26 protein-coding genes are annotated in these 26,750 nt (G+C 40.0%); 4 read left to right on the forward strand and 22 right to left on the reverse strand.

The window, feature by feature from the left end:
- Positions 1–30: 30 nt before the first annotated feature.
- The 12 genes from Q1A31_RS03265 to Q1A31_RS03320 form a co-directional block, all read right to left on the reverse strand.
- Complete coding sequence (locus Q1A31_RS03265; protein ID WP_299872291.1) at positions 31–2,391, reverse strand: nitric oxide reductase activation protein NorD; 2,361 nt, start codon at positions 2,389–2,391, stop codon at positions 31–33.
- Positions 2,392–2,440: 49 nt separating this feature from the next.
- Positions 2,441–2,728, reverse strand: a complete 288-nt coding sequence (locus tag Q1A31_RS03270; protein WP_299872294.1) for a hypothetical protein — start codon at positions 2,726–2,728, stop codon at positions 2,441–2,443.
- Positions 2,721–3,011 (reverse strand): 4a-hydroxytetrahydrobiopterin dehydratase, encoded by a 291-nt coding sequence (locus tag Q1A31_RS03275; RefSeq protein WP_299872296.1) that lies wholly within the window; start codon positions 3,009–3,011, stop codon positions 2,721–2,723. Before Q1A31_RS03275 ends, Q1A31_RS03270 begins: the two co-directional genes overlap by 8 nt.
- Positions 3,012–3,221: 210 nt before the next feature.
- Positions 3,222–3,518, reverse strand: coding sequence for a BMC domain-containing protein (locus Q1A31_RS03280; RefSeq protein ID WP_299872299.1), 297 nt, complete (start codon positions 3,516–3,518; stop codon positions 3,222–3,224).
- A 24-nt stretch (positions 3,519–3,542) separates the two neighbouring features.
- Entirely contained in the window at positions 3,543–3,860 is a 318-nt protein-coding gene (locus tag Q1A31_RS03285; protein ID WP_299872301.1) for a BMC domain-containing protein, read from the reverse strand.
- A 49-nt stretch (positions 3,861–3,909) separates the two neighbouring features.
- Positions 3,910–4,203 carry a BMC domain-containing protein gene (locus tag Q1A31_RS03290; protein ID WP_299872304.1) on the reverse strand — a complete coding sequence of 98 codons (294 nt, stop codon included), beginning with the start codon at positions 4,201–4,203 and terminating at the stop codon, positions 3,910–3,912.
- Between the two features lie 80 nt (positions 4,204–4,283).
- The gene (locus tag Q1A31_RS03295; RefSeq protein ID WP_299872307.1) at positions 4,284–4,541 is read right to left on the reverse strand and encodes a carboxysome peptide B; all 258 of its coding nucleotides are present in this window, start codon (positions 4,539–4,541) and stop codon (positions 4,284–4,286) included.
- A 1-nt stretch (position 4,542) separates the two neighbouring features.
- A complete protein-coding gene (locus Q1A31_RS03300; RefSeq protein ID WP_299872310.1) occupies positions 4,543–4,812 on the reverse strand; it encodes a carboxysome peptide A in 270 nt (89 codons plus the stop codon).
- 2 nt (positions 4,813–4,814) lie between these two features.
- Positions 4,815–6,413: a carboxysome shell carbonic anhydrase gene (locus Q1A31_RS03305; RefSeq protein WP_299872313.1), complete on the reverse strand. Its 1,599-nt coding sequence runs from the start codon at positions 6,411–6,413 to the stop codon at positions 4,815–4,817.
- 5 nt (positions 6,414–6,418) lie between these two features.
- On the reverse strand, positions 6,419–8,908 hold the full coding sequence (locus tag Q1A31_RS03310) for a CsoS2 family carboxysome shell protein (RefSeq protein WP_299872316.1): 2,490 nt from the start codon (positions 8,906–8,908) through the stop codon (positions 6,419–6,421).
- Between the two features lie 26 nt (positions 8,909–8,934).
- The gene (locus tag Q1A31_RS03315) at positions 8,935–9,264 is read right to left on the reverse strand and encodes a ribulose bisphosphate carboxylase small subunit (protein ID WP_299872319.1); all 330 of its coding nucleotides are present in this window, start codon (positions 9,262–9,264) and stop codon (positions 8,935–8,937) included.
- Between the two features lie 18 nt (positions 9,265–9,282).
- Entirely contained in the window at positions 9,283–10,701 is a 1,419-nt protein-coding gene (locus tag Q1A31_RS03320; RefSeq protein ID WP_299872322.1) for a form I ribulose bisphosphate carboxylase large subunit, read from the reverse strand.
- Between the two features lie 171 nt (positions 10,702–10,872).
- Between Q1A31_RS03320 and Q1A31_RS03325 the strand changes: the two genes are divergently transcribed.
- On the forward strand, positions 10,873–11,826 hold the full coding sequence (locus Q1A31_RS03325; RefSeq protein ID WP_299872325.1) for a LysR family transcriptional regulator: 954 nt from the start codon (positions 10,873–10,875) through the stop codon (positions 11,824–11,826).
- Positions 11,827–12,063: 237 nt separating this feature from the next.
- Positions 12,064–13,227 carry a hypothetical protein gene (locus tag Q1A31_RS03330; RefSeq protein WP_299872328.1) on the forward strand — a complete coding sequence of 388 codons (1,164 nt, stop codon included), beginning with the start codon at positions 12,064–12,066 and terminating at the stop codon, positions 13,225–13,227.
- 243 nt (positions 13,228–13,470) lie between these two features.
- Here the strand turns inward: Q1A31_RS03330 and ppsA are convergent, their stop codons facing one another.
- Positions 13,471–15,843 carry a phosphoenolpyruvate synthase gene (ppsA, locus tag Q1A31_RS03335; RefSeq protein WP_299872330.1) on the reverse strand — a complete coding sequence of 791 codons (2,373 nt, stop codon included), beginning with the start codon at positions 15,841–15,843 and terminating at the stop codon, positions 13,471–13,473.
- 23 nt (positions 15,844–15,866) lie between these two features.
- Positions 15,867–16,718 (reverse strand): pyruvate, water dikinase regulatory protein, encoded by an 852-nt coding sequence (locus tag Q1A31_RS03340; protein ID WP_299872333.1) that lies wholly within the window; start codon positions 16,716–16,718, stop codon positions 15,867–15,869.
- A gap of 274 nt (positions 16,719–16,992) precedes the next feature.
- Here Q1A31_RS03340 and Q1A31_RS03345 point away from each other — a divergent pair, with 274 nt between their 5' ends.
- Together Q1A31_RS03345 and Q1A31_RS03350 are read left to right on the forward strand one after the other, a co-directional pair.
- Positions 16,993–17,937 (forward strand): LysR family transcriptional regulator, encoded by a 945-nt coding sequence (locus Q1A31_RS03345; RefSeq protein WP_299872336.1) that lies wholly within the window; start codon positions 16,993–16,995, stop codon positions 17,935–17,937.
- A 155-nt stretch (positions 17,938–18,092) separates the two neighbouring features.
- Positions 18,093–19,004 carry a hypothetical protein gene (locus Q1A31_RS03350; protein WP_299872339.1) on the forward strand — a complete coding sequence of 304 codons (912 nt, stop codon included), beginning with the start codon at positions 18,093–18,095 and terminating at the stop codon, positions 19,002–19,004.
- Between the two features lie 81 nt (positions 19,005–19,085).
- On the opposite strand, the gene Q1A31_RS03355 is transcribed toward Q1A31_RS03350, so the two are convergent.
- The 8 genes from Q1A31_RS03355 to Q1A31_RS03390 all read right to left on the reverse strand — a co-directional run bounded on the left by Q1A31_RS03355 (position 19,086) and on the right by Q1A31_RS03390 (position 26,748).
- Positions 19,086–20,168: a quinone-dependent dihydroorotate dehydrogenase gene (locus tag Q1A31_RS03355; RefSeq protein WP_299872342.1), complete on the reverse strand. Its 1,083-nt coding sequence runs from the start codon at positions 20,166–20,168 to the stop codon at positions 19,086–19,088.
- Between the two features lie 169 nt (positions 20,169–20,337).
- Positions 20,338–21,084 carry a M15 family metallopeptidase gene (locus Q1A31_RS03360; protein WP_299872345.1) on the reverse strand — a complete coding sequence of 249 codons (747 nt, stop codon included), beginning with the start codon at positions 21,082–21,084 and terminating at the stop codon, positions 20,338–20,340.
- A 57-nt stretch (positions 21,085–21,141) separates the two neighbouring features.
- On the reverse strand, positions 21,142–22,671 hold the full coding sequence (locus tag Q1A31_RS03365) for a polyamine aminopropyltransferase (protein ID WP_299872348.1): 1,530 nt from the start codon (positions 22,669–22,671) through the stop codon (positions 21,142–21,144).
- 189 nt (positions 22,672–22,860) lie between these two features.
- Complete coding sequence (locus Q1A31_RS03370; protein WP_299872351.1) at positions 22,861–23,430, reverse strand: hypothetical protein; 570 nt, start codon at positions 23,428–23,430, stop codon at positions 22,861–22,863.
- Positions 23,431–23,553: 123 nt separating this feature from the next.
- Complete coding sequence (locus Q1A31_RS03375) at positions 23,554–24,378, reverse strand: GNAT family N-acetyltransferase (protein WP_299872354.1); 825 nt, start codon at positions 24,376–24,378, stop codon at positions 23,554–23,556.
- A gap of 2 nt (positions 24,379–24,380) precedes the next feature.
- Positions 24,381–24,842: an adenosylmethionine decarboxylase gene (gene speD / locus Q1A31_RS03380; protein WP_299872357.1), complete on the reverse strand. Its 462-nt coding sequence runs from the start codon at positions 24,840–24,842 to the stop codon at positions 24,381–24,383.
- 173 nt (positions 24,843–25,015) lie between these two features.
- A complete protein-coding gene (gene htpX / locus Q1A31_RS03385) occupies positions 25,016–25,927 on the reverse strand; it encodes a protease HtpX (protein WP_299872360.1) in 912 nt (303 codons plus the stop codon).
- Between the two features lie 233 nt (positions 25,928–26,160).
- Complete coding sequence (locus Q1A31_RS03390; RefSeq protein ID WP_299872363.1) at positions 26,161–26,748, reverse strand: DUF3592 domain-containing protein; 588 nt, start codon at positions 26,746–26,748, stop codon at positions 26,161–26,163.
- Positions 26,749–26,750 lie beyond the last annotated feature (2 nt).

Raw genomic sequence — 26,750 nt, forward strand, 5'->3', positions numbered from 1 at the left:
TAAAATACATAGAGTTCATTACATATCCTGCTAGCGCGTCAAACCGAGATATAGCGCGGGTAATTTTTCCGGTAACCGTTTCACGTTATCCAGAACCAGATAGTTTTTCTGACCAAAAATATTAGATACGTAATCATCAGCATAAGGATCGAGGCTCAAACAAAATGTGCGTATCCCCTGCTTCACCAAATCTTCAACCGCATGTTTTGTATCATGACGTAAGTATTGAGGATCACGTACATCGTTATCTGCAGGTTCTCCATCCGTAAGCACTATAACCAATTTTTTTTGACTAACTTTTTCCGCAAGGATTGAGCCAGCATGGCGCAAGGCAGCGCCCATTCGCGTAGATAATTGCCCTGTCATTCCAGCTAAACGTGACTTCACTGTCTCATTGTAAGGAGCATCAAAATCTTTGTATCGATAGTATTCAACATCATGACGACCATCCGAATCGAAACCATGAATCGCAAATGGATCGCCTATTTTGGCTAATGCCTCTGCCAGAAGTACAGAAGCTTCTCTCGCTAAATCAAGGACTGTGACTTCATCTTCGCCTTCTAAAGAAGCACCTTTGACCGGATCATTGGTTGACTCAGAGAGGTCAATAAGTAATAAAACGGATAAATCACGAACTTGTAGATGTGTACGTATATTTATTCTGGGATCAGGCTGAAAACCCATACGCATATCAACCATGGAAGCAACAGCTGCATTAATATCAATAGTGTCGCCATCTTCCATCTTGCGTTCACGAACCAAGCCTTGAGGTTGAACCGCCTCAATCATATGCTTTAAACGTGAGATTATTGGTTTATGTTTTTCGATGGTTTTTTCAATTTCTTCTAGCTCACCCATTTTGGGGCGCTTTTCCAGTACCGTAACCCAATTTGGTCTTTCTAATTGGGTTTGATAATCCCACTCTGAATAATGAACCGGAGAAGCCATCGGTTCTTTTCCTTCTGTCTCATTTAAAGAAGTACCATCATCATGAAAGAATTCAGTCTTCAAAACCCAAATTTCTTGTGCATCATCGGAGGCTTCTTGCACATCAAGATTATTCAGCATCTCCATCACACTGACGTATTTTCTAACTTGCTTAACTTGCCCTGGAAGTAAAACGGTGAAATCTTCTTCCTCTGGGTCTTGCCACAAATAACGATTGTCATCTCGATATGGGTTAGACATACGATCTTGATTGGGGTTAAAAGTTAAACCTTGTGCTGTAAATATTTCTGCTAGTTCAAGTCCCAACTCAACCGCAAGTCGTTCGTCATTTATTCGATCGTTAGCATCAAAAAATAATTTTCTGGCTGCTGTTACCAGATTGTCATCACAGATAAAATTTACATCAGCTAGCCCACGTCCAATCTTATCGAACAATATTCCAGTATCAGAATTTTCAGTGCCTATTTTTAACAGGCTTATCCACAATGGTCGAAGTCCAGGAAATTCATCTACTGCAATTTTTTCAATTCTAGCATCTTCAAAAATACCAATAAGTGTTTGTTGTAACGATGAATAATTTTCACTATTTTCAAGATAAATAGAATGCTTAATATGAGAAGCGCAGTGTGCGGCAGCTGCACGATATATCTCAAGACCATTCACCGTTTTATCATTTGTTTGGTCGTTAGAGTTAACTTTTATATCATCAAATGCATCAGGTAGATGAATAAAACCATGCTCGATAAAGGGGCGGTAACCTTCTCTTGTTTCAAAATCTCCCGAGGTTGGACGCATAAAAAAGTCCTGTCCCCACAACGCGCGTAAATACATAATCAACCGACGTTGTACATCAACAAAGAGAACTCCGCGTTGTTCTTTGTTCATCATTGCCTGAGATTCATCACTTGCTAGACCAAAATAGGCAACCTGAGCTTCAAAGTCATTTCTATAAGCGGATGCTCCCCACATTGCCCAACGTCGTAGACCACCAAGGGTTAGATACTCTAACAAAATATCTAACTTAGAAAGCATTGGACGAAGTGCTCGTGGTGCCTGTGCCAAAAGAGTATTGAGTAGATTTAGATAACCTTTGAATAAACCAATTTCATTGAGACGTTGTGCTACAACATGAGAAGTGGAAAATAGTAAAACCAACACTTCAGCACTGGTTCTTGAATACATTTTTATCGCCGATGAGAGTAATTCACTAACAGCATCCTCACCAATTTCACGAGCTACAACTGGAGCGCTTTCAAGAAAAGAAAATACCAGATCCTCACCTCTGCCAAGTGAACTGAGTGCAGAAGCACCTTTCAAATAATGATCTAAACCACGGGGCGAGAAGACTCGAGCAGCATCCTGCCAATTAGCTTCAAGCACATCATGGGCATTTTCACTGAGTGAATCTAATTCTTCCTGGTAATCACTTAAATGAATGGCCATCTTATGTCTCTATCAGCATTGGATAATCTTGGTGTAAAAATCTATTAAATTAATCAGGCCAAATACGATCTGGATGCACTGGATAGCCTTTATTTTTGTTTAAATCGGGTACACCATTTAGTGACGTTTTAGGTTTTACTGACGAATTCAACTTATTCGTGGCCTTCGATTTTGTTGCACCTTTTGTCTTTTGTGATTTTGTGTCAGAGTGAACCTTGGTTGTTGTTTTAGTTGTTAGCTTCTTTTTGGGTATTGCTTTTGCTCCAGCATCTGTAACTTTGGCTTTAGTTGAAGCATTAGTATTGACTGATGTTTTATTTTTTTTGGAATCAGTCATGAGATGCTCTCCCCTGCTGACTATATAACTCTCCGATTAAATCTGTTTGTTGCGCGAATTCGTATTCATCTTCACCCAGTTCTTTTTCATCTGTAAAAATTGTCACTGTCGCTTGGGACTGATTGAATGTCAGATTCGGGTAGTACCCTGTTTTTTCAGATAAGTCAGCCAAATCACTCATAAATGTGCGAGTCTTTTCATATGATTCAAACATATATTGTTTTGTCATTACTGGTGGTTTGCTGTCTATTCTCCAGTCAGTTAATTTTTCAAAGTTTGACATGATGATCTCCTATAACTTGAGCTTAAGTTAGAATATTCAATTTGTGACTTATCTAGATAAGGTGGGGGTCAACAAATGCTGACCCCCTTTCTTAAGGTAATGTCAAAGTTATTGCTTGTATGCAGTATTTACATCGATCAACTATGGCTAAACAGTCTATTTAAGATGCTTTTTAAATAACATACTTACAATCATTACCAAAAAAATAGTTTATGCATCAACTGCTGTAGGTAAAATACACTCTACTTCAGAATGCACGCGAGCAATGATATGGGCAGCGACAATACCGTCTCCAACACGCTCACATGCATCAGCTCCAGCGCGAACGGCTGCATTAACTGCTCCCGTTTCTCCACGTACTAGAACCGTTACATAACCGCCACCAACAAATTGGCGACCAATAAGTTTCACTTCTGCAGCTTTAGTCATCGCATCTGCAGCTTCAATCGCAGGAACTAACCCACGAGTTTCTATCATTCCCAATGCAATACCAGTAACACTAGCCATTGTCTTATCTCCTATTAAAAAATATTAACCAACAGTTGCTTGATCCGCAATTTCACCTGCTTTTGGCAAAATGCTTTCAACTTCAGAGTGAACACGTGCAATGATGTGTGCTGCAACGATTCCATCTCCAACACGTTCACATGCATCGGCACCTGCTCGGACTGCAGCATTTACTGCTCCCGTTTCACCGCGCACTAAAACTGTTACATATCCACCGCCAACAAACTGTCGACCAACTAAACGAACTTCCGCCGCTTTAGTCATGGCATCTGCTGCTTCAATAGCAGGTACCAGACCGCGAGTTTCAATCATTCCTAGGGCTATTCCTGTAGCTTCAGCCATTATAATTTCCTCTTACTTATCTCTATCTATTAAAAATCTATTAAAAAATCTATTTAGTATCACTAGGTAAAATAGACTCAACTTCTGAATGAACACGCGCAATAATATGTGCAGCAACAATTCCATCCCCAACTCGTTCACAAGCATCCGCGCCTGCTCTTACTGCTGCATTGACAGCACCTGTTTCACCACGAACCAGAACTGTCACATACCCACCTCCGACAAACTGTCGTCCTACCAGTTTTACTTCAGCCGCTTTTGTCATAGCATCCGCCGCTTCTATGGCGGGCACTAATCCACGTGTTTCAATCATTCCAAGGGCTACGCCCGTCACTTCTGCCATTTTTATGCTCCTTACTTTAAGATACTTTCATTTATCATTTTTTTGTTTAATCTTGAAATGACCAAACTAAAAACCAATTACTAATCCCAGTCACTGGGATCCCAAAAATCTATAATTCCGAGAATTGTGAGATCTGTATAAATCTCAAAATCACCCGTACCAAATCGTGCCGCCGAACCACCTGATGTAAAAACCCACTTACCTGGTGGAACTCCAATTGGGTCTGTGGCTACACTAATCTTGCCTGTTTGATCCGTTAAAACACGCAAGGACATTTGCTTAAGTCCTGGTACGCGTCGAGTTGTCACTAATTCATCGACTACCTGGAGTATTTCCATCTCAAACTCCGGTTGGTAGGTTTTCTGGATCCCAATGATCAATAATTCCTACAATGGTAAGATCTGAAGGATAGGATTTACTACCCGCTGCTTCACGAGCAGCTGATGAACTTACACAAATCACCCAGTCTCCTGGTATACAGCCTATTGCATCCACTGCAACCAGTGGAACTGCTCCTTCTTTATCTCGTACAACCAGTAAAGGTTTATGTCCAAGTTCAGCTTGTCTGTTGGTAGAAACCAGGGTTTTTTCAACCTTCATTATTCTCATTATTAAGCCTCTACCGTTTCAATCGGACTACCAGTTGGTTTGTCTTGTACCGAGAGATGACAATACAGCTTGCCTTTCTCATATAATTTCACATAGCGGCTATGGATCGCCTCTTCAACTCTCTGCGCCTTTAGAATGGCACGATCCCGGGAGCCTGGTACTCTAGCGTCATAGCGATAATGAACGGCCACCGGAATTGGTAATCCCTTTTTGACATTCAAATTGCTAAAAATTTTGATTCCTATATCCATATGAGCCACACCTTCTTCCAGCGTGTCCATATGCGCGTAGTAGGTAATATTACGCATCTGTACTTCATCAAAGCTATCGCCAACACTGATAAAGCGCTCGGCATGGCCAATATCGGGATAACACCCGTCATACAAATCTGCTACATACTCAATTTGGGATAAATTGTTAATCAACAGATTTGCAATTAGCTTTCTCATTCCTTCGTGAGGTTGACCTTCACCTGCGCCCCATCCTGGAGATTCCTGATTCGGATTACCTATTGCTTCGTAAACAGCAACTCGTGCCTGATCTTCTGTCATATTTACTGTGCTTTTGTACAATTGTGCGTTATCAACTAAGCGATGTTGTGATAAGTCACCCTTACTATCTGGAATATGAATCTTGACCGCATCTGTATCAGTATCTACACCAATTAATAAAATATCAGTACTGGCGCCACAGCAAAATGAATTTTCTATTGCGTCACGGAACTGATAAAGCCGTTCCAGCGCTGCATCAAGTGCCTTATGTTCATTGTTACAATGAGCAGCACATCCTTGATGATCTGGATCGCTAGAACTCGTGTGATAAACCGCAATTTTCAGGTAGCGGGTACCAGAATCTATAGTTGTTGGTACACCCTCACGAAAGCGGCGCAATTCTACTTCTTCCCAGTGATGAACATCTGCTTCAACATCAAACAAAGTACCAGCATATGAAGAACGACGCATGAAGGAAGACAATGGCAATCTGAGTATATAGCGCGTCAATCCTTTGAGACGACCATCGGAGCAAGGGCTAATATTAACCGCATGAAAACCACAATCTAGAAAGAAGTTCTTGGTATCCTGAACTATCTCAACCTGCTGATTAAGGTCATTCACAAACTTTTCGGTAGCCCCCTTAAGAGCAGAAAACGAACAATGTGCATACAATGCTTTCATGTCTGGTCCACCTATCCAGGCATTATCCAGAAGATTTTCAGGCAGATCGAATTCTAGGGACTTTGCAGCAATCTTCTTGGCTTGTACAACAAAATCAGAACCATAAGGTAAACCAGCAATTTCTTTTAGAGTCGGCACAATTGCATCAAACCTACCCTTTACTGAATCTTCACAGTGCGCCAAACGAGCATTGGTATAACCATCTGTTAATGGATGTTGACTACTTTTTGCTGGCATCCTACGATTATTATGGAATTGTTCTGCTGCTGAAGCTGATGATGCTGCTTTAACAGTTTTCTTTTCCGGGATAAACATAGGGTTTGCCAGACTTGCAGGAGCCACATAGCCACCACGTGATTGACTATTACCGCTGCGTCGATCTGCCGACGACTTTGCTCGAATATTGTATGCACCACGAGTATTCATAGATTTTAGCCTCGGGCCCCACCAGATACTGTAATAACAGCACCTTCATGTGTATTGCCACTGCTTCCTGTTACTCTTGCCGCTGGTACATCTGGACGCTCCATCCCTTTATTATGGTGAGCATTATTTATAGGCTGTTGCATTTCCCCCATTCGTAAAGTTGGATTGCGGCCTTGAGCTACATGACCTTCAGTACCTGTCATGCCAGGAGTACGACTCCAGTTATCACCTGAAACAGAAAAGCCATCTTCACGCCCTTCTCCAGTAATTCGTTGCGAATGCATTGCAACTGATTCCATTGCTTGTGCTTGTTGTGCAAAAGGAGCCGGTTCTGCTGGTGCAAATGTTGCTTGCGGTGCAGGAGCTACCATTATTGGAGCAGGTGCAGGCGCTGCCATTTGACGTGTTTCCGGATAACGAAATTCTGGCGTTCCTGAAACACGGTTTGTAGCTAAGTCTCCAGGACCAGTTACTCTGTTACCACCATAATTATTTCCAGTAACCTGTGCAGCACGCGCTGGAGAAACAATACTGAAATCTTCAGGCGACACTGGTGGAGCCATTGGAACAGCTTGTTGAACTGGATAGTGATGAGCTGGTGCTGCCATGTGATGTGCAACATGGGCTTGCGGAGCATGAGCTTGTGCTACGTTAGACGATGCTACCAGACCAGCTGCTTCTGCTGCATCACGAACTGCACAACCATCACAACAAGCCCCATGATTATGTGGCACCTGAGCACCTGCATATGGTGTACCACTTACCGGAAGCTGAACACCATGTTCATTACCTGTTACATTACCAACAGCACCAATCATAGTTCCCGACACATGTTCACCTTTTGGTGTATGGTCGATACCTACTTTGGCAGGTGCTGCTTGTGGGGCATTAGAACATTGAGCAAACTGCTCTTGTCCATAATATTCTGTTCCGGTGACGGGCAAACACCCCCCTTGCTCGTCACCTGTCATCTTTGGGGAAAGATCAATACTGTTTCCCGTGAGATTATTACCACTTAAGGTATGCATATTGTTTACTTTAGGAGCTACGCCACCACAAATCTTGCTTTCACCATACTGTGAACCGGTAAGGTGAGAACACGAACCAGGCTCATTACCTGTAACCTTATCGGTACGGTCAACCAAAGCACCGGTTATACGTTGCCCTTGTTGACTATTATCCACACCAACTTTAGCAGGATGTGGTACAGCAATGGTTCCACAAACAGATGCAAACTGCTCGTTGGAAATATATTCTGTACCTGTAACTGGACGACAACTACCATATTCATCACCAGTGACTTTTGCAGATCTACCCACTTCGGTACCTGTTATAGACTGACCAGCAATGGTATGGGTGAGTGCTACCTTCGAAGGGCCATTAATAGTCATCTTGGCTGCACCTGTATCAGCATATTGAGAACCCGTAACTTTCTGCTGTGATCCAGCTTCATTACCAGTAGTTGCATTCATGCGAGCTTCGTCAGCACCGGTCACAGGGATAGCTTTCTGTTCAGTGCGGCTACTCATTACCTTGGCTGGCTTTGCGGATGGTTTAGTTCCACAGAAATTCGCCAAACTATCAGCACCGATATATTCAGAGCCAGTTACACTAGCGCAACTTCCTGATTCGTCTCCAGTTACTTTTTCTGATCTCCCAACTTCAGTACCACTAATAGGCTCACCTGCTCCAGTTACACTGATTCCAACTTTAGGAGGATTAGGTTCTGGTTGAACGCCACAGAATGTTGCAAACTGCTCACTACCTACATATTCAGTTCCAGTAATTGATCGACACGTACCGGATTCATTACCAGTAACTGACGTTATACGTTCAACCTGTGTTCCAGTAACTTCCTGTCCAGAGAGCGTTGTACCCGTCTCCACCTTTGGTGGAGCTGATTTCGGTCTAACACGTCCACTGGGGCGAGTAGCAGGTGAATCACCGCGTCCTTTATTCGCCATTTCCTGACGTCTTAATTTCGCCAGATCTCTACCATTTATTTGGCCTGCTGCATAAGCCATAGCCCTTGCAGCATTTCCACCATTTCTGGAAGCACTGTTCTTACCTGGAACAGCAGCCTTACCCCGTGATGACATAGCCTTGCGTCGATTACGGCAAAGCTGACGAACATTATTGAGATCAGATCCAAGCACTCCAGGGTTTGATTCAGCGATCTCACAAATAGCGTCAATCTCTTCACTTAAAGAATCATCACTACTAATACTATTAGAGATTGCTTCAGCTACAGATTCTGATTTATTCACAGTAGCGGTATCAGGTGATAGGAAGTGATCCTCTAATTCCTTTTCAGGAACAGAGGAAACAATATTCGAATCAGAGACAGACGCAGAAACATTATTGGACTCAATAGCAGGAGCAGTTGATAGCTTCTGCCGCCCACGGCGATTACTGGCACTGTTTAGTGCAGCTTTGCGCCTGGCCTGTTGAGCCTGTTGCTTCTTGTTAGCACTTGTTGTTGATTGTGCAGGCATAGTAATCCTCACTTAGGTGAATAAAATTACCCTCTGTAAACTACGAAGGACGTTCCTTGACTCTGGGTGTAATTATCATATCCAATCAAACGGATATGGTGATCTGGGTATTCACGATGACAAGCCTCTACTTCTGATAAAACGGTATCAACGCTCTGCTCACCAAAGAATGGAAGCTTCCACATAAACCAGTAATTACGACCAGCACCTTCTGGCTCTACATGCTCCACTGCAGGGTTCCATCCCTGAGAGATAATGTATTGAATTTGCGCGCGTATCTCATCCGAGGTTAATGCGGGCAGGTAAGAAAAAGTCTCAAACTGCTGTTCCTGTTTAAAATCTGCTACAGATGACATGATTTAACTCCTTAATAATTAACGATTTTGAACATCGAGTTTGTCGACAGTGTCAAATTCAAATTTGATTTCTTTCCATGTCTCCATGGCTATTTTAAGTTCAGGGCTTGATTGAGCGGCTTTAGTAAGAATCTCTTTACCTTGCTTTTCTAGTTCAACACCGCGGTTACGTGCTTCAACACAGGCTTCTAGTGCAACACGATTAGCAGCAGCACCTGCTGCATTACCCCATGGATGACCTAAGGTACCACCACCAAACTGAAGTACAGAATCATCACCAAATATGTTAACCAAAGCAGGCATATGCCATACATGGATACCACCGGATGCGACTGCGAAAACGCCTGGCATAGATCCCCAATCCTGATCGAAGAAAATACCGCGAGAACGATCTTCAGGAACATATGATTCACGTAACAAATCAATCCAACCTAGCGTTGATTCACGGTCACCTTCCAACTTACCAACTACCGTACCTGTATGAAGATGATCACCACCTGACAAACGAAGTGCTTTAGTTAATACACGGAAATGAATACCATGGTGTGGATTACGATCGAGTACAGCGTGCATTGCACGGTGAATATGTAACAACATACCGTTTTTACGACACCAGCGAGCAAGACCTGTATTTGCGGTTAAACCCCCTGTTAAGAAGTCATGCATAATGATTGGAGAGCCAATCTCTTTTGCAAACTCGGCACGTTCATACATTTCTTCTGGAGAAGGTGCAGTAACATTAAGATAGTGACCTTTACGCTCACCTGTATGTGCTTCAGCTGTTTCAATTGCATCTTGTACAAATAAGAAACGATCTCTCCAGCGCATGAATGGCTGCGAATTGATGTTTTCATCATCTTTTGAGAAATCTAAACCACCACGTAAAACTTCATATACAGCTCTACCGTAGTTCTTTGCAGATAAACCCAACTTTGGCTTGATAGTACAACCCAACATCGGACGACCATATTTATTCATGTGATCGCGTTCAACCTGGATACCATGCGGTGGTCCATTACAGGTTTTAACGTATGCAATCGGGAAACGAACATCTTCAAGGCGAAGTGCGCGAACCGCTTTAAATCCGAAAACATTACCTACTAATGAAGTAAAGACGTTTACAACAGAACCTTCCTCGAAAAGATCAATTGGGTACGCGATAAATGCGTAATAACATGAGTCATCACCTGGTACGTCTTCAATTCTGTAACAACGTCCGCGGTAGTAATCCATATCAGTCAATAGATCAGTCCATACAGTAGTCCAGGTTCCTGTTGATGATTCAGCTGCAACCGCTGCTGCTGCTTCTTCACGGTCAATCCCTGCTTGTGGAGTGATTTTGAAACAGGCTAGCAAATCAGTATCTAGTGGGACATAATCTGGCTGCCAGTATGTTTGCCGGTAATCCTGAACACCAGCGTTGTATTGTTTCGCCATTTTTTTCTCCTTCCTTCTATTCAGTTAGGTATATGTGCCTCAACGAGGCTTGTTTCGGTGGAGGAGATAATAGAAAAAAGTTTGGAAAACTAAAAGTTAATAGATATCATAGCTCCCATTAACTATAGTTAATATTAGATATTACTAATATACAAATTGATACTTAAACCTATGAATATTAAACATATTACGATCCATCAAATGCGCCTTTTTCACAGCCTTGCAACTCATTTATCATTTACTGCGGTCGCAAAAGAATTACATCTTTCACAATCAGGTGTCTCAATTCAGATTAAAAGACTAGCAGAAAGTGTGGGGATTCCATTGATTGAAAAGATTGGTAAAAAGATTTATTTAACTGATGCAGGAAAAGAATTATATGCCGCCACAGATGACATATTAAATAGACTCGATTTACTCAACAGTGATATACAAGACATGGGGGAAAACATCAAAGGCCCTTTAAGGATCTCTGGCATAACAACCTCTAAATATTTCATGCCACATTTACTCGGTCGTTTTTTGAAGACCTACCCTGATGTAGAACCTTCACTAACGATTACAAATCAGACAAAAGTTACCCAACGATTAGTTGAAAATTTAGATGATATTTTCATCATGGGTACATTTCCTTTAAACATTGAACTTCAGGCAGAATATTTTTTAGATAATCCTTTGGTACTTGTCGCACCAGTCGATCATCCATTAGCTAATGAAAAAAATATTCCCTTGTCTACCATTGCTAAAGAGCGTTTCATTTCTAGAGAACAGGGCTCAGGAACAAGAGCTTTTAGAACTCACTTATTTAAAGAAAGTGGCTTGAAAGCTAACACCTACATGGAATTGGGAAGCGCAGAAGCGATCAAACAAGCTGTAATGGCTGGTTTAGGAATCTCTGTTCTATCCCTACATAATTTACAACTTGAGCTTGAAGCAGGTTTATTAACAGTGTTAGATGTTGAGCAATTTCCCATCAAAAGAAAGTGGTATGCCGTTCACCTCAAGGAGAAAAAACTATCCCGAACAGCGCAAAAATTCCTTGAATTTTTACTTGATGACGGTACAAGAACTTTACGTGAAGAAACGAATAATAAATTAGAAATCTATAGGAAAAAAACAACATAAAACTATAGAATACAGATTGTCATCTATAAAAATAAATCTAAAAAAACTAGATAGTTAACACTCAATTAAGCAGATTTAACAGAATCAAGAATTTTTTCGAATTAACAGCCCTATCTATTTAATAATTCTGATAATTAATAATGTATTTATTCTATTTAAGCTATCAAAATATTGTTAAAGTACGAATACTATATTTGTCGATTTACTAGATTACTATTTAACGGGTAAAAACTGATTATGTATAACGTACGCGATAATGTTCAAGCCCGTATCGGCAATTTCCGAATGGACCATTATTGGTTCAGATACAGTAATTTCATTCCACGTCTCTACAATTGGGTATTAGATCTAGGTTTCGAGAAGGGAAAAATAATGCCTTCCCGCGCATTTTGCTCGGATGAGAGTCAAGGTTATCCCATAATATTACTAGCCAAACATTTTGGTGCTTTTCCTTTTAATCATGGTCAGGTGGGTGGCATTATGTCTTGTGAAAGGCATGGTCCACACTCGAATCACGGTAAAGATTTGGTCATTTTACACGCCAGTCATGTGGGTTATGACCCATCAAGCAAAACCTATGGTAAATATCGTCGTATTCATAGTGGCACTGATCAGTATTCAAGTAATTGCGGTAAAATTTTTGGCGTTCTTGATTGGTACTTAAAAGAGTATGAATTCGCAAAAAATCATATATTTATTGATATGCAAAGCGATCATTGCTTAATTACGATAGATAACCAATATCTCTCTTTAAGTCGTGAACTGACCTTGATGTTAGCACTTGAGAAAATGATTGAAATGCATTTCGATGATGATAATAGTGAAGGTGAATATATACCAATTTCCATCCAGAGCACTTCCAGAACCTTCATGGGCACAAAATCGCTGTTTAAACATATGAACTGGTTTTTTGAAAAAAACTCTGGAAAACAACCCATAGGCGATGCTTTACTTCCCGAATATTTTACTTACAAGAAAGAATTGAATACAGACTACGAAGGTTTGCATCAAATAGAGCAAAATATATTACGCGCAATGCCGTGGATAGTAACGTCGATGAATCCCATGTTGACTGCAGCACAAGCTAACACAGAAGCTGAGTTTGACCGCGCTTTCAGGAGTATTTCACAAGAACCTGCATATCAGGGTCGAAATCTACTTTATATATCTGGGTTAAATGTCGATATATCTCCAGAAATGAATCAAGATTATGTGCTTACTAAATTCATTCCATGGGCAGCTTTTATCCAGTTAAAAACTGGGGAGAAATATATTCTTGAACAAAAAGAATTATTTGAAACGCTTAGAAAATACAACACAAAAAATCAAACCCAATTAGAGCTCGATGAAGTTATCAAGCATATGCAACAGGCAGAATCTATTGATCTGGATACTGAATGAAATAACACTGCTTATGAACAGAGATTGTTATTACCAAAGAATTAAATGCTATGGGTAGTCTATTAACTGATAACACACCCCCCTACTTTTACGCGGTTTTCGCCGCGCCCTTCGGGTAGTCGTCGCTACTCTCCAACATTGTCTCGTTACACTCGGCTTGGCACTTTTTTATTAAAGTAAGAGGGTGTGTGACTGTCTGTTTATTTAGTTAATTATATTGGGCCAACCTGTTGGTAGATACTGCTATTTAGCAGCTAAACGCTTCCAGGTTTCAATAACGGTATCAGGATTTAACGAAACACTGTCAATGCCTTTCTTCATTAACCATTCTGCTAGATCAGGATGATCTGATGGTCCCTGACCACAAATACCTACGTATTTACCTTGTTTCTTTGCCGCTTTGATAGCCATCTTCAGCATCTTCTTGACGGCAGGATTACGCTCATCGAAGCTTTCTGCAACCAGACCAGAATCACGATCTAATCCCAAAGTAAGCTGGGTCATATCATTAGATCCAATGGAGAAACCATCGAAATACTCAAGGAATTGTTTGGCTAGCACTGCATTCGAGGGTAATTCACACATCATAATATGACGTAAACCATTTTCACCACGACCTAAGCCATTCGCTGCAAGCAACTCTGTGACACTTTTCGCTTCTTCCAGAGTACGTACAAATGGAATCATTACTTCGATATTGGTCAGCCCCATCACATCACGGACATACTTAATCGCTTCACATTCCATTTCAAAACATGGTCGGAACGTTTCATCGATATAGCGCGCCGCACCACGGAAACCAATCATTGGATTTTCTTCGTGTGGCTCGTAGTCTGTGCCACCAATTAAGTTGGCGTACTCATTCGATTTAAAGTCTGACATTCGAAGAATCACAGGCTTTGGCGCAAACGCCGCTGCAAGTGTTGAAACACCTTCGATTATTTTTTGCACAAAGAAATCTCTTGGGCTTTCATAAGCCACGATTTTAGGTGCGATAATTGCTTTAAGTTCTTCAGATTGCTGATCATATTCAAGTAAAGCACGCGGATGAATACCGATCATATTATTGATAATGAATTCCATACGAGCCAGACCAATACCCTCATTCGGCAGCTGGCAGAAATCGAATGCACGTTCTGGATTACCCACATTCATCATGACTTTCAAATCAAGTTCAGGCATCGTATTGATTTCGGTTTTAGTCACTTCGAAATCCACTAAGCCTTGATAGGTATAACCCGTGTCGCCTTCCGCACAGGAAACCGTAACATCGGTATTGTCAGTGATTGTTTTAGTCGCATCACCGCAACCTACAACGGCTGGAACACCTAGCTCGCGAGCGATAATTGCTGCATGACAGGTACGACCACCACGATTAGTCACAATCGCTGATGCGCGTTTCATGATTGGTTCCCAGTCGGGATCCGTCATATCAGTGACTAACACATCACCCGGTTGAATCTGATCCATATCGTCCAGACTCATGATAATTTTAGCTTTACCCGCACCGACGCGAGAACCAATAGAACGGCCTTCAGCAATAATCTCTGCCGCATCTCTACTTGCTTTATTTAATGCGAATCTTTCAACCACATTGGTTGCCTGGCTTTGTACTGTTTCTGGACGTGCCTGCACGATATACAAACCACCGTCATTGCCATCTAATGCCCACTCTATATCCATTGGACGTTTATAGTGTTTTTCGATAGTCATTGCCTGGCGTGCCAGTTCCTCTACCTGAGCATCTGTAATACAATATTTTGTCTGTTTTGATTCTTCAACATCGATAATCTTGACCGGCTCTTCGCCACCGATGTCATAGATCATTTCTATTTTTTTACTACCTAAGGTACGACCAAGAACTGCCGGTTTATTGTCTGTTAGGTTCTGTTTGTAAACGTAGAATTCATCAGGGTTTACAGCGCCCTGCACGACCATTTCACCCAAACCATAACTACCCGTTACAAACACAACTTTGTCGCAACCAGATTCAGTATCCAGTGTAAACATCACGCCACTGGCTGCAATATCCGAACGTACCATCTTCTGGATGCCCGCAGATAAAGCTACACCTGCATGATCAAAGTTCTGATGAACACGGTATGAGATAGCGCGATCTGTAAATAATGAAGCGAATACTTTACGAATCGCCACTTTGATATCGTCAATTCCAGAAACATTTAAGAACGTTTCTTGTTGTCCTGCAAATGATGCATCTGGCAAATCTTCAGCGGTTGCTGATGAACGTACCGCCCATGAAACTTCTTCACCGTATTGCCCAACGAGTTTTTCATATGCTTCGTTAATGTCTTTTTCCAGATCGTCCTGTAATGGGATTTCCATAATCCAGTCACGAATCTGTTTACCGGTTCTAGCTAAATCTTCAAGATTATCTACATCAAGTTCATCCAATAAAGCATTGATTCTATTGCCAAGATCTTCATGCTCAAGAAACCCTCGATAGGCATCTGCTGTTGTTGCAAATCCACCTGGTACATTTACGCCTAAATTACCAAGGTTTTGTATCATCTCTCCGAGAGAGGCATTCTTGCCCCCTACTCTGTCAATATCATTTATGCCAAGTTGATCTAACCAGATCACATTGTAGGTATTCATCTTTAGTATTCCTTAATTAAACTCTATATATCCTTCGAGGGGTGTAATGTAATTTTTTGTTTACCCTTAAACGTTTTAATGATTTGGGCAGCTAATTCTTCTATAGATCGTTTGGTAACGTCCATAGGCTCAAAGCCATACTTTTTATAAAGTTTGGTGGCTTTAGCAATTTCTTCTTTACAGGTTTTTAGTGATGAATAATCACTGTTTGGTATTCTCTTTTCTCTTATCTGCTTCAGTCGTTTTGCTTTTATTGAGGTTGCAAATATCTTGTGCTTATTATCCAGTAATATCTGAGGTAACTCGTTTCTTTCAAAGTCATCTTCGGTAATTGGATAATTGGCTACTTTAATACCAAATTTTAATGCTAAATACAGTGACGTGGGCGTTTTGCCCGATCTTGAAACGCCGATGATAATGATATCTGCCTGATCGATGGTTTTTAACACCATTGCATCATCGTGTTTTAAGGTGAAATTTAGTGCGTCGATTCGTGCATCATAGGTTTTATGATTGATCATGCCGTGGCTTAAACCCGATTCACGGGTAGGCTCAGTATGCAAATCGTGGCCTATTTTATCCAGGAAGCTTTCGAATATTTCGTAATAATGACAGTTCGCTGATGCGAGAATATTATTTACATTGGTTTCTGGCATGGTTGCAAAAACCAGCGGTTTAAAGCCTTGTGCTTCTCCGACTTCATAGATTTCATCTGCGAGTTCGCGCGCTTTATCTTCACTATCTACAAACGAACGTTGATGATAGGTAAACTCTAAATGTGGGAATTGTGAAAGTAAGCTGTGCGCCATTGTCTCAGCGGTAATACCGGTACTTTCTGAGACGATAAAAACAGATCGCTGACGACTATTTATCATTTACTTTTCCATTTATAAGCAACAAGTCTAAGCATCAAGTAGATGTCCCATGAAGTTTTGATGACAGATTATAAACTGATAAGCATTAAGAATATACAGTCGAAGTACAGGCGGAATATCACTTGTGACCTTTGAATTTTAAATTCTTATATTAGGATTTACTTATTATTTAAAAGGAGTGATAAAAACCATTTTCAACATACCAAAAACTAATAATTGGACATTTTAATCATTTACGTGTTTAATATTAAGTTCCCGCTAAGAAGAGATATACATGACCACTATATACTATAAGCAAAATAGGCTTAAAAAATTACGTGCCTTCTGTCAGGTGGCGAAACATGGCAGTGTAACAAAAGCTGCTGAAAAATTATTCGCCAGCCAACCAACAGTATCGCTACAGATTCAAGCGCTAGAAAGAGAGATGGAAGTATCTCTGTTTGAGCGTAACGGACCACAAATAATGCTGACCGTTGAAGGTAAAATCCTTTACGATCTTGCTGAACCATTGGTACAGAATGTTGATCATCTCCATGAAACGTTTAGTGCGCATTGTGGCAATTTAAGTACGGGCGAATTATCTATTGCAGCTGGAGAGTCTACAATACTCTATGTATTACCAGAACCAGTTCAAAAATTTACTACAGAATACCCTGGTATTAAATTACGTTTAGCAAATGAAACAGGTCGTGATGGTCTGGAAATGCTTAGAAACAACGACATAGATATCGCTATTGGTTCTATGCTTGAAATACCAGATGATATCGAATACAAGCCGATTGTTTCGTACAACCCTGTATTAATCGCACCAAAAGATCACCCTTTATCAAAATTAAAAACACTGGCTCTTTCAGATATCAGCCCTTACGGATTGATATTACCTCCACGTCATTTAAGTACCTGGCGTATTGTTAAAATGGTATTCGCGCAAAACAATACTAATTACAAAGTGAGCCTTGAAGCTGGCGGATGGGAAGTCATCAAGCAGTATGTAAAAATTGGAATGGGCGTTTCTATTGTTACTGATGTTTGCTTAACAGCAGAGGATAGAAAAGATCTTACTGTATTGCCACTGGATAAATATTTCCCTAAGCGTAGCTACGGTATCGTGACTCGCAAAGGCAAATTCCTGTCTACTCCTGCTGAGCGCTTTATCGATATTATGAATGACTGTTTTGTTCCTAGTGAAGCAAAAGAGAAAGAAAAAGAAAAAGTATAACGATAGAAAATTATAAGAAATTAAGTCACCCCCCTACTTTTAGGGGGTTTTTTTTTGTGTTTATATTAATCATTTCAAATCAACATTTATCACAGCAGTCATATACTATTTAGTCTATAAATAAGTAATCGATCACTGAGTTGGGATAGATTTAAATGTATGTACTGAAGACTTTCATTGCCGTAACTGTCATATTCTTTGCGGTTACTATTTTCGCCGACGAAAATGACCAAACTAAACAAGCATCATCATCGTTAACTAAAGCATCAAAACTATTCGATCAACACTGTAAGGTCTGTCATGGCTTAACAGGTGGTATGAATATGGAAAAAAGAATTGCTCCGCCAATAGCTGGGGTTAGAATGCATTATCTCAGCGTACATAAAGACAGAGACTCATTTGTAAATGCAGTGACCACCTGGTTAGAAAAACCTGATGCTAGTAAAAGCCTGATGCCGGGGGCGATTAGACATTTTAATTTGATGCCTCCAATTTCAGTACCCAAAGAAGACGCAAAAAGTATTGCGGCATATATATTCGATGGAAAACTCGAAGCACCTGAAGGCTATCAAGCGCATTACCAGCAAATGCATGGTGATAATCAAGGCAATGGCAATCAGCAAAATACTAAAGAAAAAGCTAGTAACAATAGTAATAAAGCAAACCAACAATCAGCGCAAATAGAACTCAGAACTTTAGCCCGTCATTTGAGATTACCTCCACCACAGTTATATCAATTAAAACTAAGTGACGAGCAAATTACTAAAATAAAAGAACTAATTGTAGAAAAAGAAGTGATCATGCAACCGCTGCGTGAAGAGGTTTTGGAGTTCAACCAGCAATTAAACACAATGGACTCACGCTCTCCGAGTTATAAAGCCGACATCTTTGCTTTAGCAGATGTGAATGCTAAACGTGTTGAACAAATGGTTGTAGAAAGTGGCGAGATGCGTATGAAAATTGAAGCCGTTTTAGATCAACAACAATACAGCCAATTGATGTCATTTCGCGAGCAATTAAAAGAAAGACAAAAACAGCGTTTGAAACAACGCATGCAGAGAAATTAATTAGTCTCTATTGAATAATCATAGATAGATTAATCGTTAAGACACCCCCCTACTTTTAGGGCTTTTTTTATGGGGCTTTTTTTATGTTTTAGGCTCTGGCTCTGTTTCTGCCTCTGCCTTATTCTCATTATATTTGTGATTATTAATAGCATCTGATTCAAGAATCTCTCGAATTAATCCCGGTCCTTCGTAGATAAAACCTGTGTAAATTTGAACCAAAGATGCGCCAGCATTTAATTTATCTTCCGCATCTTTAGCGGAAGAAATTCCACCAACACCGATAATGGGCACCTGCCCTTTTAAATACTTGTGAAATTCTGCAATGATTTTCGTAGATTGTACTTTAACAGGATCACCACTTAATCCGCCTGCTTCATTCCCATGAGCCAATCCTTTAACCGCTTCACGTGACAGAGTCGTATTAGTTGCTATTAAACCGTCCATATTATTAGCTAAGATAGATTCAGCCACTGCTTCAACTTCTTTTTCAGTCAGGTCGGGGGCAACTTTGATCGCTACTGGCACATATTTTTTGTGCTCTAAAGCCAGTTTCATCTGCTCATTTTTTATCGCCGACAATAATCCATTGAGCTCATCGCCGTATTGTAATGTTCTTAGCCCTGGGGTATTGGGTGATGAAATATTAACGGTAATGTAATCAGCGTAGTAATAAGCTTGTCTCAAACCAATCAGATAATCTTTGGTGGCATTTTCAACTTTGGTTTTGAGATTTTTACCAATATTAATACCAAGAACGCCATCAAAACCTTTACCTCTGGCGGTATTCACATTTTCAATTAATTGATCGATACCGTCATTATTGAAACCCATTCTATTGATAATCGCATTGGCTTGCGGAATACGAAAAATTCGCGGTTTATCATTACCGGGTTGGGCCAGCGGCGTAACGGTACCGATTTCAATAAAGCCGAAACCTAAATTTGATAAAGCTTGAATATAATCACCATTTTTATCTAATCCCGCTGCTAAACCGACTCTGCTTGGAAATTCTATACCCATGACCTTTACGGGTTTAGTCTTTGCGCTTGATTTGAACAAAGTAAGTAAACCGAATTTGTTCACTAGAGATAATGCGGGAAGACTTAAATCATGAGCGACTTCGGGAGAAAATAGAAAAAGGATCTTTCGGATCAGCTTATACATTAGCAATGAGCTTTTATTGGACTAGAGATGACAAGTTTAAAGTAGTCTTATTCAGGATAAAAGAAATTCTGACAAGTGAATATCAATCAAGCTATCTTACTGAATTTAGACCATTTTTTGAGTGCGTATGGATGGCGTTATTCAGGACAAACTAAAGAATAAGTTAAAATTAACGGCAACTTTTATCAACACCAAGAATATAGTTATCTTTAATGTTAATTTTGGCTGCAGTGGAACTACCTGAAAAGCCTCTGATATCATTATTTGTGAGTGCATTCGTAGCATCGCGTAACATTGGAATAGAGAGTGGTGTGTATGACCAATGCCATTTTTCTTCATTATATCCGTTGGGTCGGTTTTGGTTCTTAGCCGTATAAGGTCTTTTAAAACCATATTTAGCGGCATTCTTATTCATCCATTTGAACAAACGCAAACCTTCACCGTAGGTAAACCAGCTATTATTGAAGGAGTTTATATCTATCTCAGTACCCCAATGGTGCCTTGACGTACCAGGCATAGAGCTAAACTTAAGAATATTTAAAGCACGTGCTGATGCATTTAAATTTGCTCGACTTTTAGATTTCCACTTTCTTTCCCAGATATAGTGCTGGTTGGTAAAATTACGAGTCGCCGATCTAATCACTATGTTAATGCCTTGTTTTTTCGCTGCAGCATGCATTTTACGAAAAGCATTAAACGTTTCTGTTCTTAAATAAAAACCTGAACGATTCGCATATTTCTTGGGAACACGGGAAAAAGCTGGATGCTTGGAAGGTTGGAATTTACCGGTTAAATAATCAACGACCTGCTTATGCTCTAGCTTTTTAGATGCATTGCTCGTATCAGCCGCACTGATGTAGCTCACACCAAAAATAAGGCTAGCGAGTACAAGATAATGAAAGATTCTTTTGATCATTTGTTAATTATATCATTAAGATATGTGATTGGTATCTCAGCTAGATTTTAAGTTCTTCTAAATTTTAAGGTCTTCTAAATAAAGCTGATAAAGTTTAGGTTCCATTATCGAATTCACAGGAACATCAATTTTCTGAGTATCTTTCGGAAATACCATCGCTGCCTGCATAGTCTCTTGATTAATAAATCGTGTATCCACATTGAATTGAAAACTTTCAGGGATAGAAGTTCCCGCACTAGCGAGATTAAATCCCCAGATACCGAAAGATGGAATGGTTACGTGGTAGCTTAGCGTAGTATCAAACACAGAATCCAAGGTCTTTTCGATACCCCAGAAGGTTTTATGGGTGAAATATGGCGAAGAGCTTTGAGATACAACAAAGCCCTGATCAGACATACGCTTACGAATCATTCTGTAAAATTCACGCGAGTATAATTTGTTGATCGCCTCATTGTGCGGATCTGGCATATCGATAATGACTCTATCGTATAAAATTCCAGCCTGATTGATAAAACTGAATGCATCTTCGTTATAAACAGTGACTTTCTCATGTTTAAAACTGTTTTCATTGAGCTTGGTTAATATAGGCAGTGTCGAACTTATATCGGTCATTTCAGGATCAATATCGACCAAGTGAATCAACTTTACGTCATCGTATTTTAGCACTTCACGAATTGCCAAACCATCACCACCACCGAGAATTAATACATTATCTCTGCTGCCAGCAATGCTCATTAAAGGATGCACTAAAGACTCGTGATAACGGTATTCATCACGTGATGAGAACTGGATATGACCGTCGATATACAAACGATTTTCTTTATTAGACTCGGATTGTGTCACCACAATGCGTTGGTAAGGCGTTTGTTTTTTATAAATGATCTGATCAAAGTACAAATGCTTTTCTGCGAAGCTACTGATTCTCGTGCCATATACAGTAAAGGCTGTGAGCATGATCAATACCGCAAAACTAATAGCTGTCATCAACCTAGGTCGAGAAAGATAATCACGGAAAAAATGAATATTAATCAAAGCGGTAATGATATTTACCAGCCCAATTGCAAACGATGATTTCAATAAACCAAGATGTGGCAACAATAACAGTGGAAATGCAACAGCACCAATGAGTCCACCCACATAGTCTAATGACATTACATTGGCAATCGAATCACGCATGCTTTGTTTCTTCGCTAAAATACCGGTAAGAATCGGTATTTCCATTCCCACCAAGGCGCCGATGATAAATATCAGGCCGAACATTACCGTATCATATAAAGCCCGAACATAGGGAAATGACATCAACAACAATAAACTACTGATTCCACCAAATAGAGAGATGGCAATTTCAACGCTGATAAAGTTCTGTATTGCATTATCACCGAGCAGTTTCGATAAATACGAGCCGACACCCATGGAAAACATGAACAAGCCAATCGTCAATGAAAACTGATAAACACTGTTACCTAATAGATAACTAGAAACCGTACTAATGATTAGTTGATAAGCAATACCACAAAGCGCAACGATTAAAATCGAAAACAGCAGAATAGCGACTTGTTGTTTGGATATTTTTGAGTAGATATGCAAGATGGTAACCGCTGGAATGGAGTGTTAGTTTATAACTCTGTGACTAAGCCTCGAAATCACGAATCATTTGTATTGTAAAACAGCAATAGCTTAAACAAATAACGCCTTTTTACACTCTAAATTATATATTCAGAGTAATAAAAAGGCGTCATAGAGCAATTGTAAATAAATTATTTACTCGTTTTGTTTTTATTTTCCGCGAGAGTGACTTCCAGAACCAGCTCGTGATTTTGCACTTGGAGCTGCTTTACGAGGTGTCGCACGTTTCGCAGCAGGATTAGCACCCGTTGCACGCTGACGGCTCAACATATTACCAATCAACATACCCATCAATAAGCCAGTTCCAGAAAAACCTGATTCTCTAACTTCTTCCTGAGAAGATGCAACCAGACGATTATTCTCTGAATCAACTTCAAGTTTAAACAGATCCGGTTCACCTTCATCCTGGATATTGTTATTGTTTTTATCTTCAAAACTCAGTAAAGAACCATCTTTTGCAGGCGTTACACCAATCGTTCCAGGAAGTAATGGTGGTTGTGCTGAATTCAGGTTGCTTTGATAAGTGCTTGAAAACTTCTCCATAACATTATCTTTATTAACATCTTCAGTACCTTCAAATTTAGTCATAGAGTCAGATGCTACACCTAATACACGATCTAAATCTGCAGTCGCTGATTTCGTTTGATCACAACCTGCCAGTAACACGGTGCTACAAATGATTGTCGTTGCAGCGAACGTTCCGATTTTTGCTAATTTCATAATTTGTCCCTTAATCCTTGATTGATTCTATTTATCTATGTTTTATCTAAATTGTCAATTAGACTATATTGTGTAATGTTATTAATACTTTAGTGTTGTTAGTTTTATATAAAACGTTTATTTTTAAAAACGATAACTAAAATGCTGTTCGTGAAGACCATCTTCAAAATAGTCATCTAAAACGCCAGCATTGGTAAATCCTGCTGCGAGTATTGTTTCACTCACACCGCTGTAATTACTTGGAAAAGAAAGGAATACCGCTCTCCCTTCATTCTGTCTCACATGATCCAGACCAATTTCGACATCTTCTACCGTCAATGGTTCTTCACCCTCATCGGTCCATCCAAAACTGTAAGTATCATCTGTTTCTGCTACCTCATAGACCGCATTGAATTTAACATTACGATCTTCCATTGGCGCCGATACTGCACCCGGCTCTTTGTCTTTTAAACGCAACCCCAGAATCAGCTGAGATTCGCCATCATCATAATAATCTTTATGCGTGATTTCGAGTTTGAATCCCATTGACTGATAAAGATGTAAAGCTGCTGCGTAGATTGCACCATCTTCATCATCCACATAGTCACTGACTTTAACAAAAAGCTTTCTGCCACCAATCGCTTTTAGATGAGAAATGAGTTCTTGCAGCATTTTACGACCATGCCCTTGATTGACATGATCTTCGTCGATATAAGTCCATGACAACCAATGCGTTTGATCGCATGCTGGTGGTGACATATAACCAGTGACACCAATTATCTTTCCTTCATGCTCCAAAACATATTGATCCATCACGCCACCAATTTCCTGATAGCCTGCTACTGCTTCTTCCGCATCATCTTCTTCGTGAGATTCAATGATTTTAAAAACCTTGCCAATATCGGAGGTTTCCATCTCTCTTAATAGTTTGAAAGAACCTGCGAATGTGCTGTCTGGAGAATCCTGCATAGTTAGTCTTTTATCTCTTTTTGCTTAAGCTTGTCGTTAACTCGACCGCGTAGGTGCTCAGTCACTTCAATATTATCGGTATTAAATGCCTTGGCAAAAACACCAATGGTTTTTTGAGGTTCTGTATCACCGCACATAAATACATCTAGAGCGGCGTAATCTCGCTCTGGCCACGTATGGATGCTGATATGCGATTCGGCTAATACTGCCACACCAGAAACACCACCATTGGGTGTAAAGTGATGCAAATGAATGTGTAATAACGTCGCACCACTGATAGCAACAGCATCACGCAAAGCTTGCTCTATATGTTGCAAGTCATCTAATTGTGAAGCATCCCAGCAATCCAATAATAGATGTGTGCCGGCATAGTCGTAACCATCACCTTTATTAAATAAATCCTGAGTTTTCTCAGAATCTACATGTGTTGGCCAAGCAGATGTTTTAGCGGGATTTTTCGTCATAGGGAACGGAGTATAACGTGACTTTAAATTTAAGGTTATTTTTTTGTCCCCCCCCTACTATTAGCATGTTTTTTTTAGATCTTAAAAAACTGCCCAAATGTAGGGGGGTGACTAAAAATGATTAAATAAATTGTTTTTGCATTTACAATGAGTACTTCAAATTAGAACCTTGATTAGTACTTGGTATTTTCTAGTGCAGCAATACGCTCTTCTAGTGGTGGATGCGTCATGAATAATTTTTTCAAGCCATCACCCATGCCTCCAGCAATACCAAACGCAGCCATTTCACCGGGTAGATCATGTGGCTGATTAACTTGCTGAAGTTTGCGTAATGCCGCAATCATTTTTTCACGGCCGGCTAATTCTGCACCACCTTTATCAGCATGGAATTCTCTATAACGTGAGAACCACATCACCACCATGCTCGCGAGGAAACCAAGTAATACTTGAGCGACCATTGATACAATGAAGTAAGTTGCGCCATAGCTTGAACCGCTGTTCTGGCTACCGCGATTGAGTGCTGAGTTAACCAGGTGAGCAATCACACGGGAGAAGAAAATAACAAAGGTATTCATCACACCTTGTAATAAGGTCTGTGTCACCATATCGCCATTCGCTACGTGAGCCATTTCATGACCCAGCACAGCCTCTACTTCATCAGCAGTCATATGTTCTAGCAAACCGGTACTAACGGCTACTAGCGCGTTATTTTTGCGAGCGCCTGTAGCGAACGCATTCGGTTCGTTAGCGTGAAAAATTCCCACATCCGGCATATCAATACCTACTTTGTCTGCCTGACGTTTAACCACATCAAACAACCAGCGTTCTTGTCTTGATGTTGGATTTTCGATTAATTGAACACCCATGCTTTTTATTGCTGAGCCTTTTGACATCAACAAACTGATAAAAGAACCAGCAAAGCCTAAAACAATAGACATAACGGCGATATAGCCAAACTGTGCCGGCAAGCCCATTTCTGCCAACTTTCCTGAAATACCAAAAGTGGCATCTAGAATATTCCAAACAAGTCCCAACACCGCAATGATTGCGAAGTTAGTGGCTAGTAGTAAAAATACTCGTTTCATAGTGTTCGTGTCTCTCTTTAGTAAAAAGTCGGTTTCTATAAAAATAAAAAAACCGGGTAAATTTTAATTATGTGATTAATTGTGTGATTAATAATAACTAAGCGTTACTTATCTAGAGAGTATATATGGCTGATTAGTTCAGTTTACAAGCGAGATACAGTATTTTTTAATAAAATAAAAATTTATAACTGAGATCAATATTCTGAGTTAACACGTTAATAAATTGCAAGGAGCTAGAAGTTAAGTAAAACCACCAATAACCATAAAAAACAAATTAATATGCCGCCAGACAGAATTGCTAAATGATGGGATCGACGTGAATTCCTTAAATTTCTGATTAATACAGATTCTTCCGGATCTTTCGGATTGATATAAGCCGATAATTCATAGCCCACCTTTAACGCCGACCACCATTTTTCGTTTTCTGTAAGGGTCTCTCCCCAGATATTGGATTCAGCACACCAGATATTTTGTTTTTCTAATGAAACGGTTTTACTGGCATAGGTATTGTCGTTGACTATGTAGTGATATTTAATCTCGGGATAAAAGTACTTTACCGAACCTGAAGTGCCTTCTGTTTGCTCATCAGTAACTTCACGAATTGACTCAATTTTTGCTTTTTCCAGATTCCAACTCTGTAGATCACCATATCGTTTTAAAATTCGTAATGAGTAAAACACCATTGCAGCGCCAATCATTAGAATCAAATGATGTGCTATTTCGGGAAACATAAATATACAAAGTGCAAAAACGAATAACGCAGCAAATAATTTAACCGAGAAGCTTAAAATTTTATATGTGGGTTTTGATAGTTCTGACATTG

The sequence above is a fragment of the uncultured Cocleimonas sp. genome, from assembly GCF_947495625.1.
GTDB lineage: Bacteria > Pseudomonadota > Gammaproteobacteria > Thiotrichales > Thiotrichaceae > Cocleimonas.

Bases quoted from the DNA above. Each gene is read 5' to 3' on its own strand.
- Q1A31_RS03265 (WP_299872291.1), bottom strand. From the start codon at position 2,391: ATGGCCATTCATTTAAGTGATTACCAGGAAGAATTAGATTCACTCAGT.
- Q1A31_RS03270 (WP_299872294.1), bottom strand. From the start codon at position 2,728: ATGACTGATTCCAAAAAAAATAAAACATCAGTCAATACTAATGCTTCA.
- Q1A31_RS03275 (WP_299872296.1), bottom strand. From the start codon at position 3,011: ATGTCAAACTTTGAAAAATTAACTGACTGGAGAATAGACAGCAAACCA.
- Q1A31_RS03280 (WP_299872299.1), bottom strand. From the start codon at position 3,518: ATGGCTAGTGTTACTGGTATTGCATTGGGAATGATAGAAACTCGTGGG.
- Q1A31_RS03285 (WP_299872301.1), bottom strand. From the start codon at position 3,860: ATGGCTGAAGCTACAGGAATAGCCCTAGGAATGATTGAAACTCGCGGT.
- Q1A31_RS03290 (WP_299872304.1), bottom strand. From the start codon at position 4,203: ATGGCAGAAGTGACGGGCGTAGCCCTTGGAATGATTGAAACACGTGGA.
- Q1A31_RS03295 (WP_299872307.1), bottom strand. From the start codon at position 4,541: ATGGAAATACTCCAGGTAGTCGATGAATTAGTGACAACTCGACGCGTA.
- Q1A31_RS03300 (WP_299872310.1), bottom strand. From the start codon at position 4,812: ATGAGAATAATGAAGGTTGAAAAAACCCTGGTTTCTACCAACAGACAA.
- Q1A31_RS03305 (WP_299872313.1), bottom strand. From the start codon at position 6,413: ATGAATACTCGTGGTGCATACAATATTCGAGCAAAGTCGTCGGCAGAT.
- Q1A31_RS03310 (WP_299872316.1), bottom strand. From the start codon at position 8,908: ATGCCTGCACAATCAACAACAAGTGCTAACAAGAAGCAACAGGCTCAA.
- Q1A31_RS03315 (WP_299872319.1), bottom strand. From the start codon at position 9,264: ATGTCATCTGTAGCAGATTTTAAACAGGAACAGCAGTTTGAGACTTTT.
- Q1A31_RS03320 (WP_299872322.1), bottom strand. From the start codon at position 10,701: ATGGCGAAACAATACAACGCTGGTGTTCAGGATTACCGGCAAACATAC.
- Q1A31_RS03325 (WP_299872325.1), top strand. From the start codon at position 10,873: ATGAATATTAAACATATTACGATCCATCAAATGCGCCTTTTTCACAGC.
- Q1A31_RS03330 (WP_299872328.1), top strand. From the start codon at position 12,064: ATGTATAACGTACGCGATAATGTTCAAGCCCGTATCGGCAATTTCCGA.
- ppsA (WP_299872330.1), bottom strand. From the start codon at position 15,843: ATGAATACCTACAATGTGATCTGGTTAGATCAACTTGGCATAAATGAT.
- Q1A31_RS03340 (WP_299872333.1), bottom strand. From the start codon at position 16,718: ATGATAAATAGTCGTCAGCGATCTGTTTTTATCGTCTCAGAAAGTACC.
- Q1A31_RS03345 (WP_299872336.1), top strand. From the start codon at position 16,993: ATGACCACTATATACTATAAGCAAAATAGGCTTAAAAAATTACGTGCC.
- Q1A31_RS03350 (WP_299872339.1), top strand. From the start codon at position 18,093: ATGTATGTACTGAAGACTTTCATTGCCGTAACTGTCATATTCTTTGCG.
- Q1A31_RS03355 (WP_299872342.1), bottom strand. From the start codon at position 20,168: ATGTATAAGCTGATCCGAAAGATCCTTTTTCTATTTTCTCCCGAAGTC.
- Q1A31_RS03360 (WP_299872345.1), bottom strand. From the start codon at position 21,084: ATGATCAAAAGAATCTTTCATTATCTTGTACTCGCTAGCCTTATTTTT.
- Q1A31_RS03370 (WP_299872351.1), bottom strand. From the start codon at position 23,430: ATGAAATTAGCAAAAATCGGAACGTTCGCTGCAACGACAATCATTTGT.
- Q1A31_RS03375 (WP_299872354.1), bottom strand. From the start codon at position 24,378: ATGCAGGATTCTCCAGACAGCACATTCGCAGGTTCTTTCAAACTATTA.
- speD (WP_299872357.1), bottom strand. From the start codon at position 24,842: ATGACGAAAAATCCCGCTAAAACATCTGCTTGGCCAACACATGTAGAT.
- htpX (WP_299872360.1), bottom strand. From the start codon at position 25,927: ATGAAACGAGTATTTTTACTACTAGCCACTAACTTCGCAATCATTGCG.
- Q1A31_RS03390 (WP_299872363.1), bottom strand. From the start codon at position 26,748: ATGTCAGAACTATCAAAACCCACATATAAAATTTTAAGCTTCTCGGTT.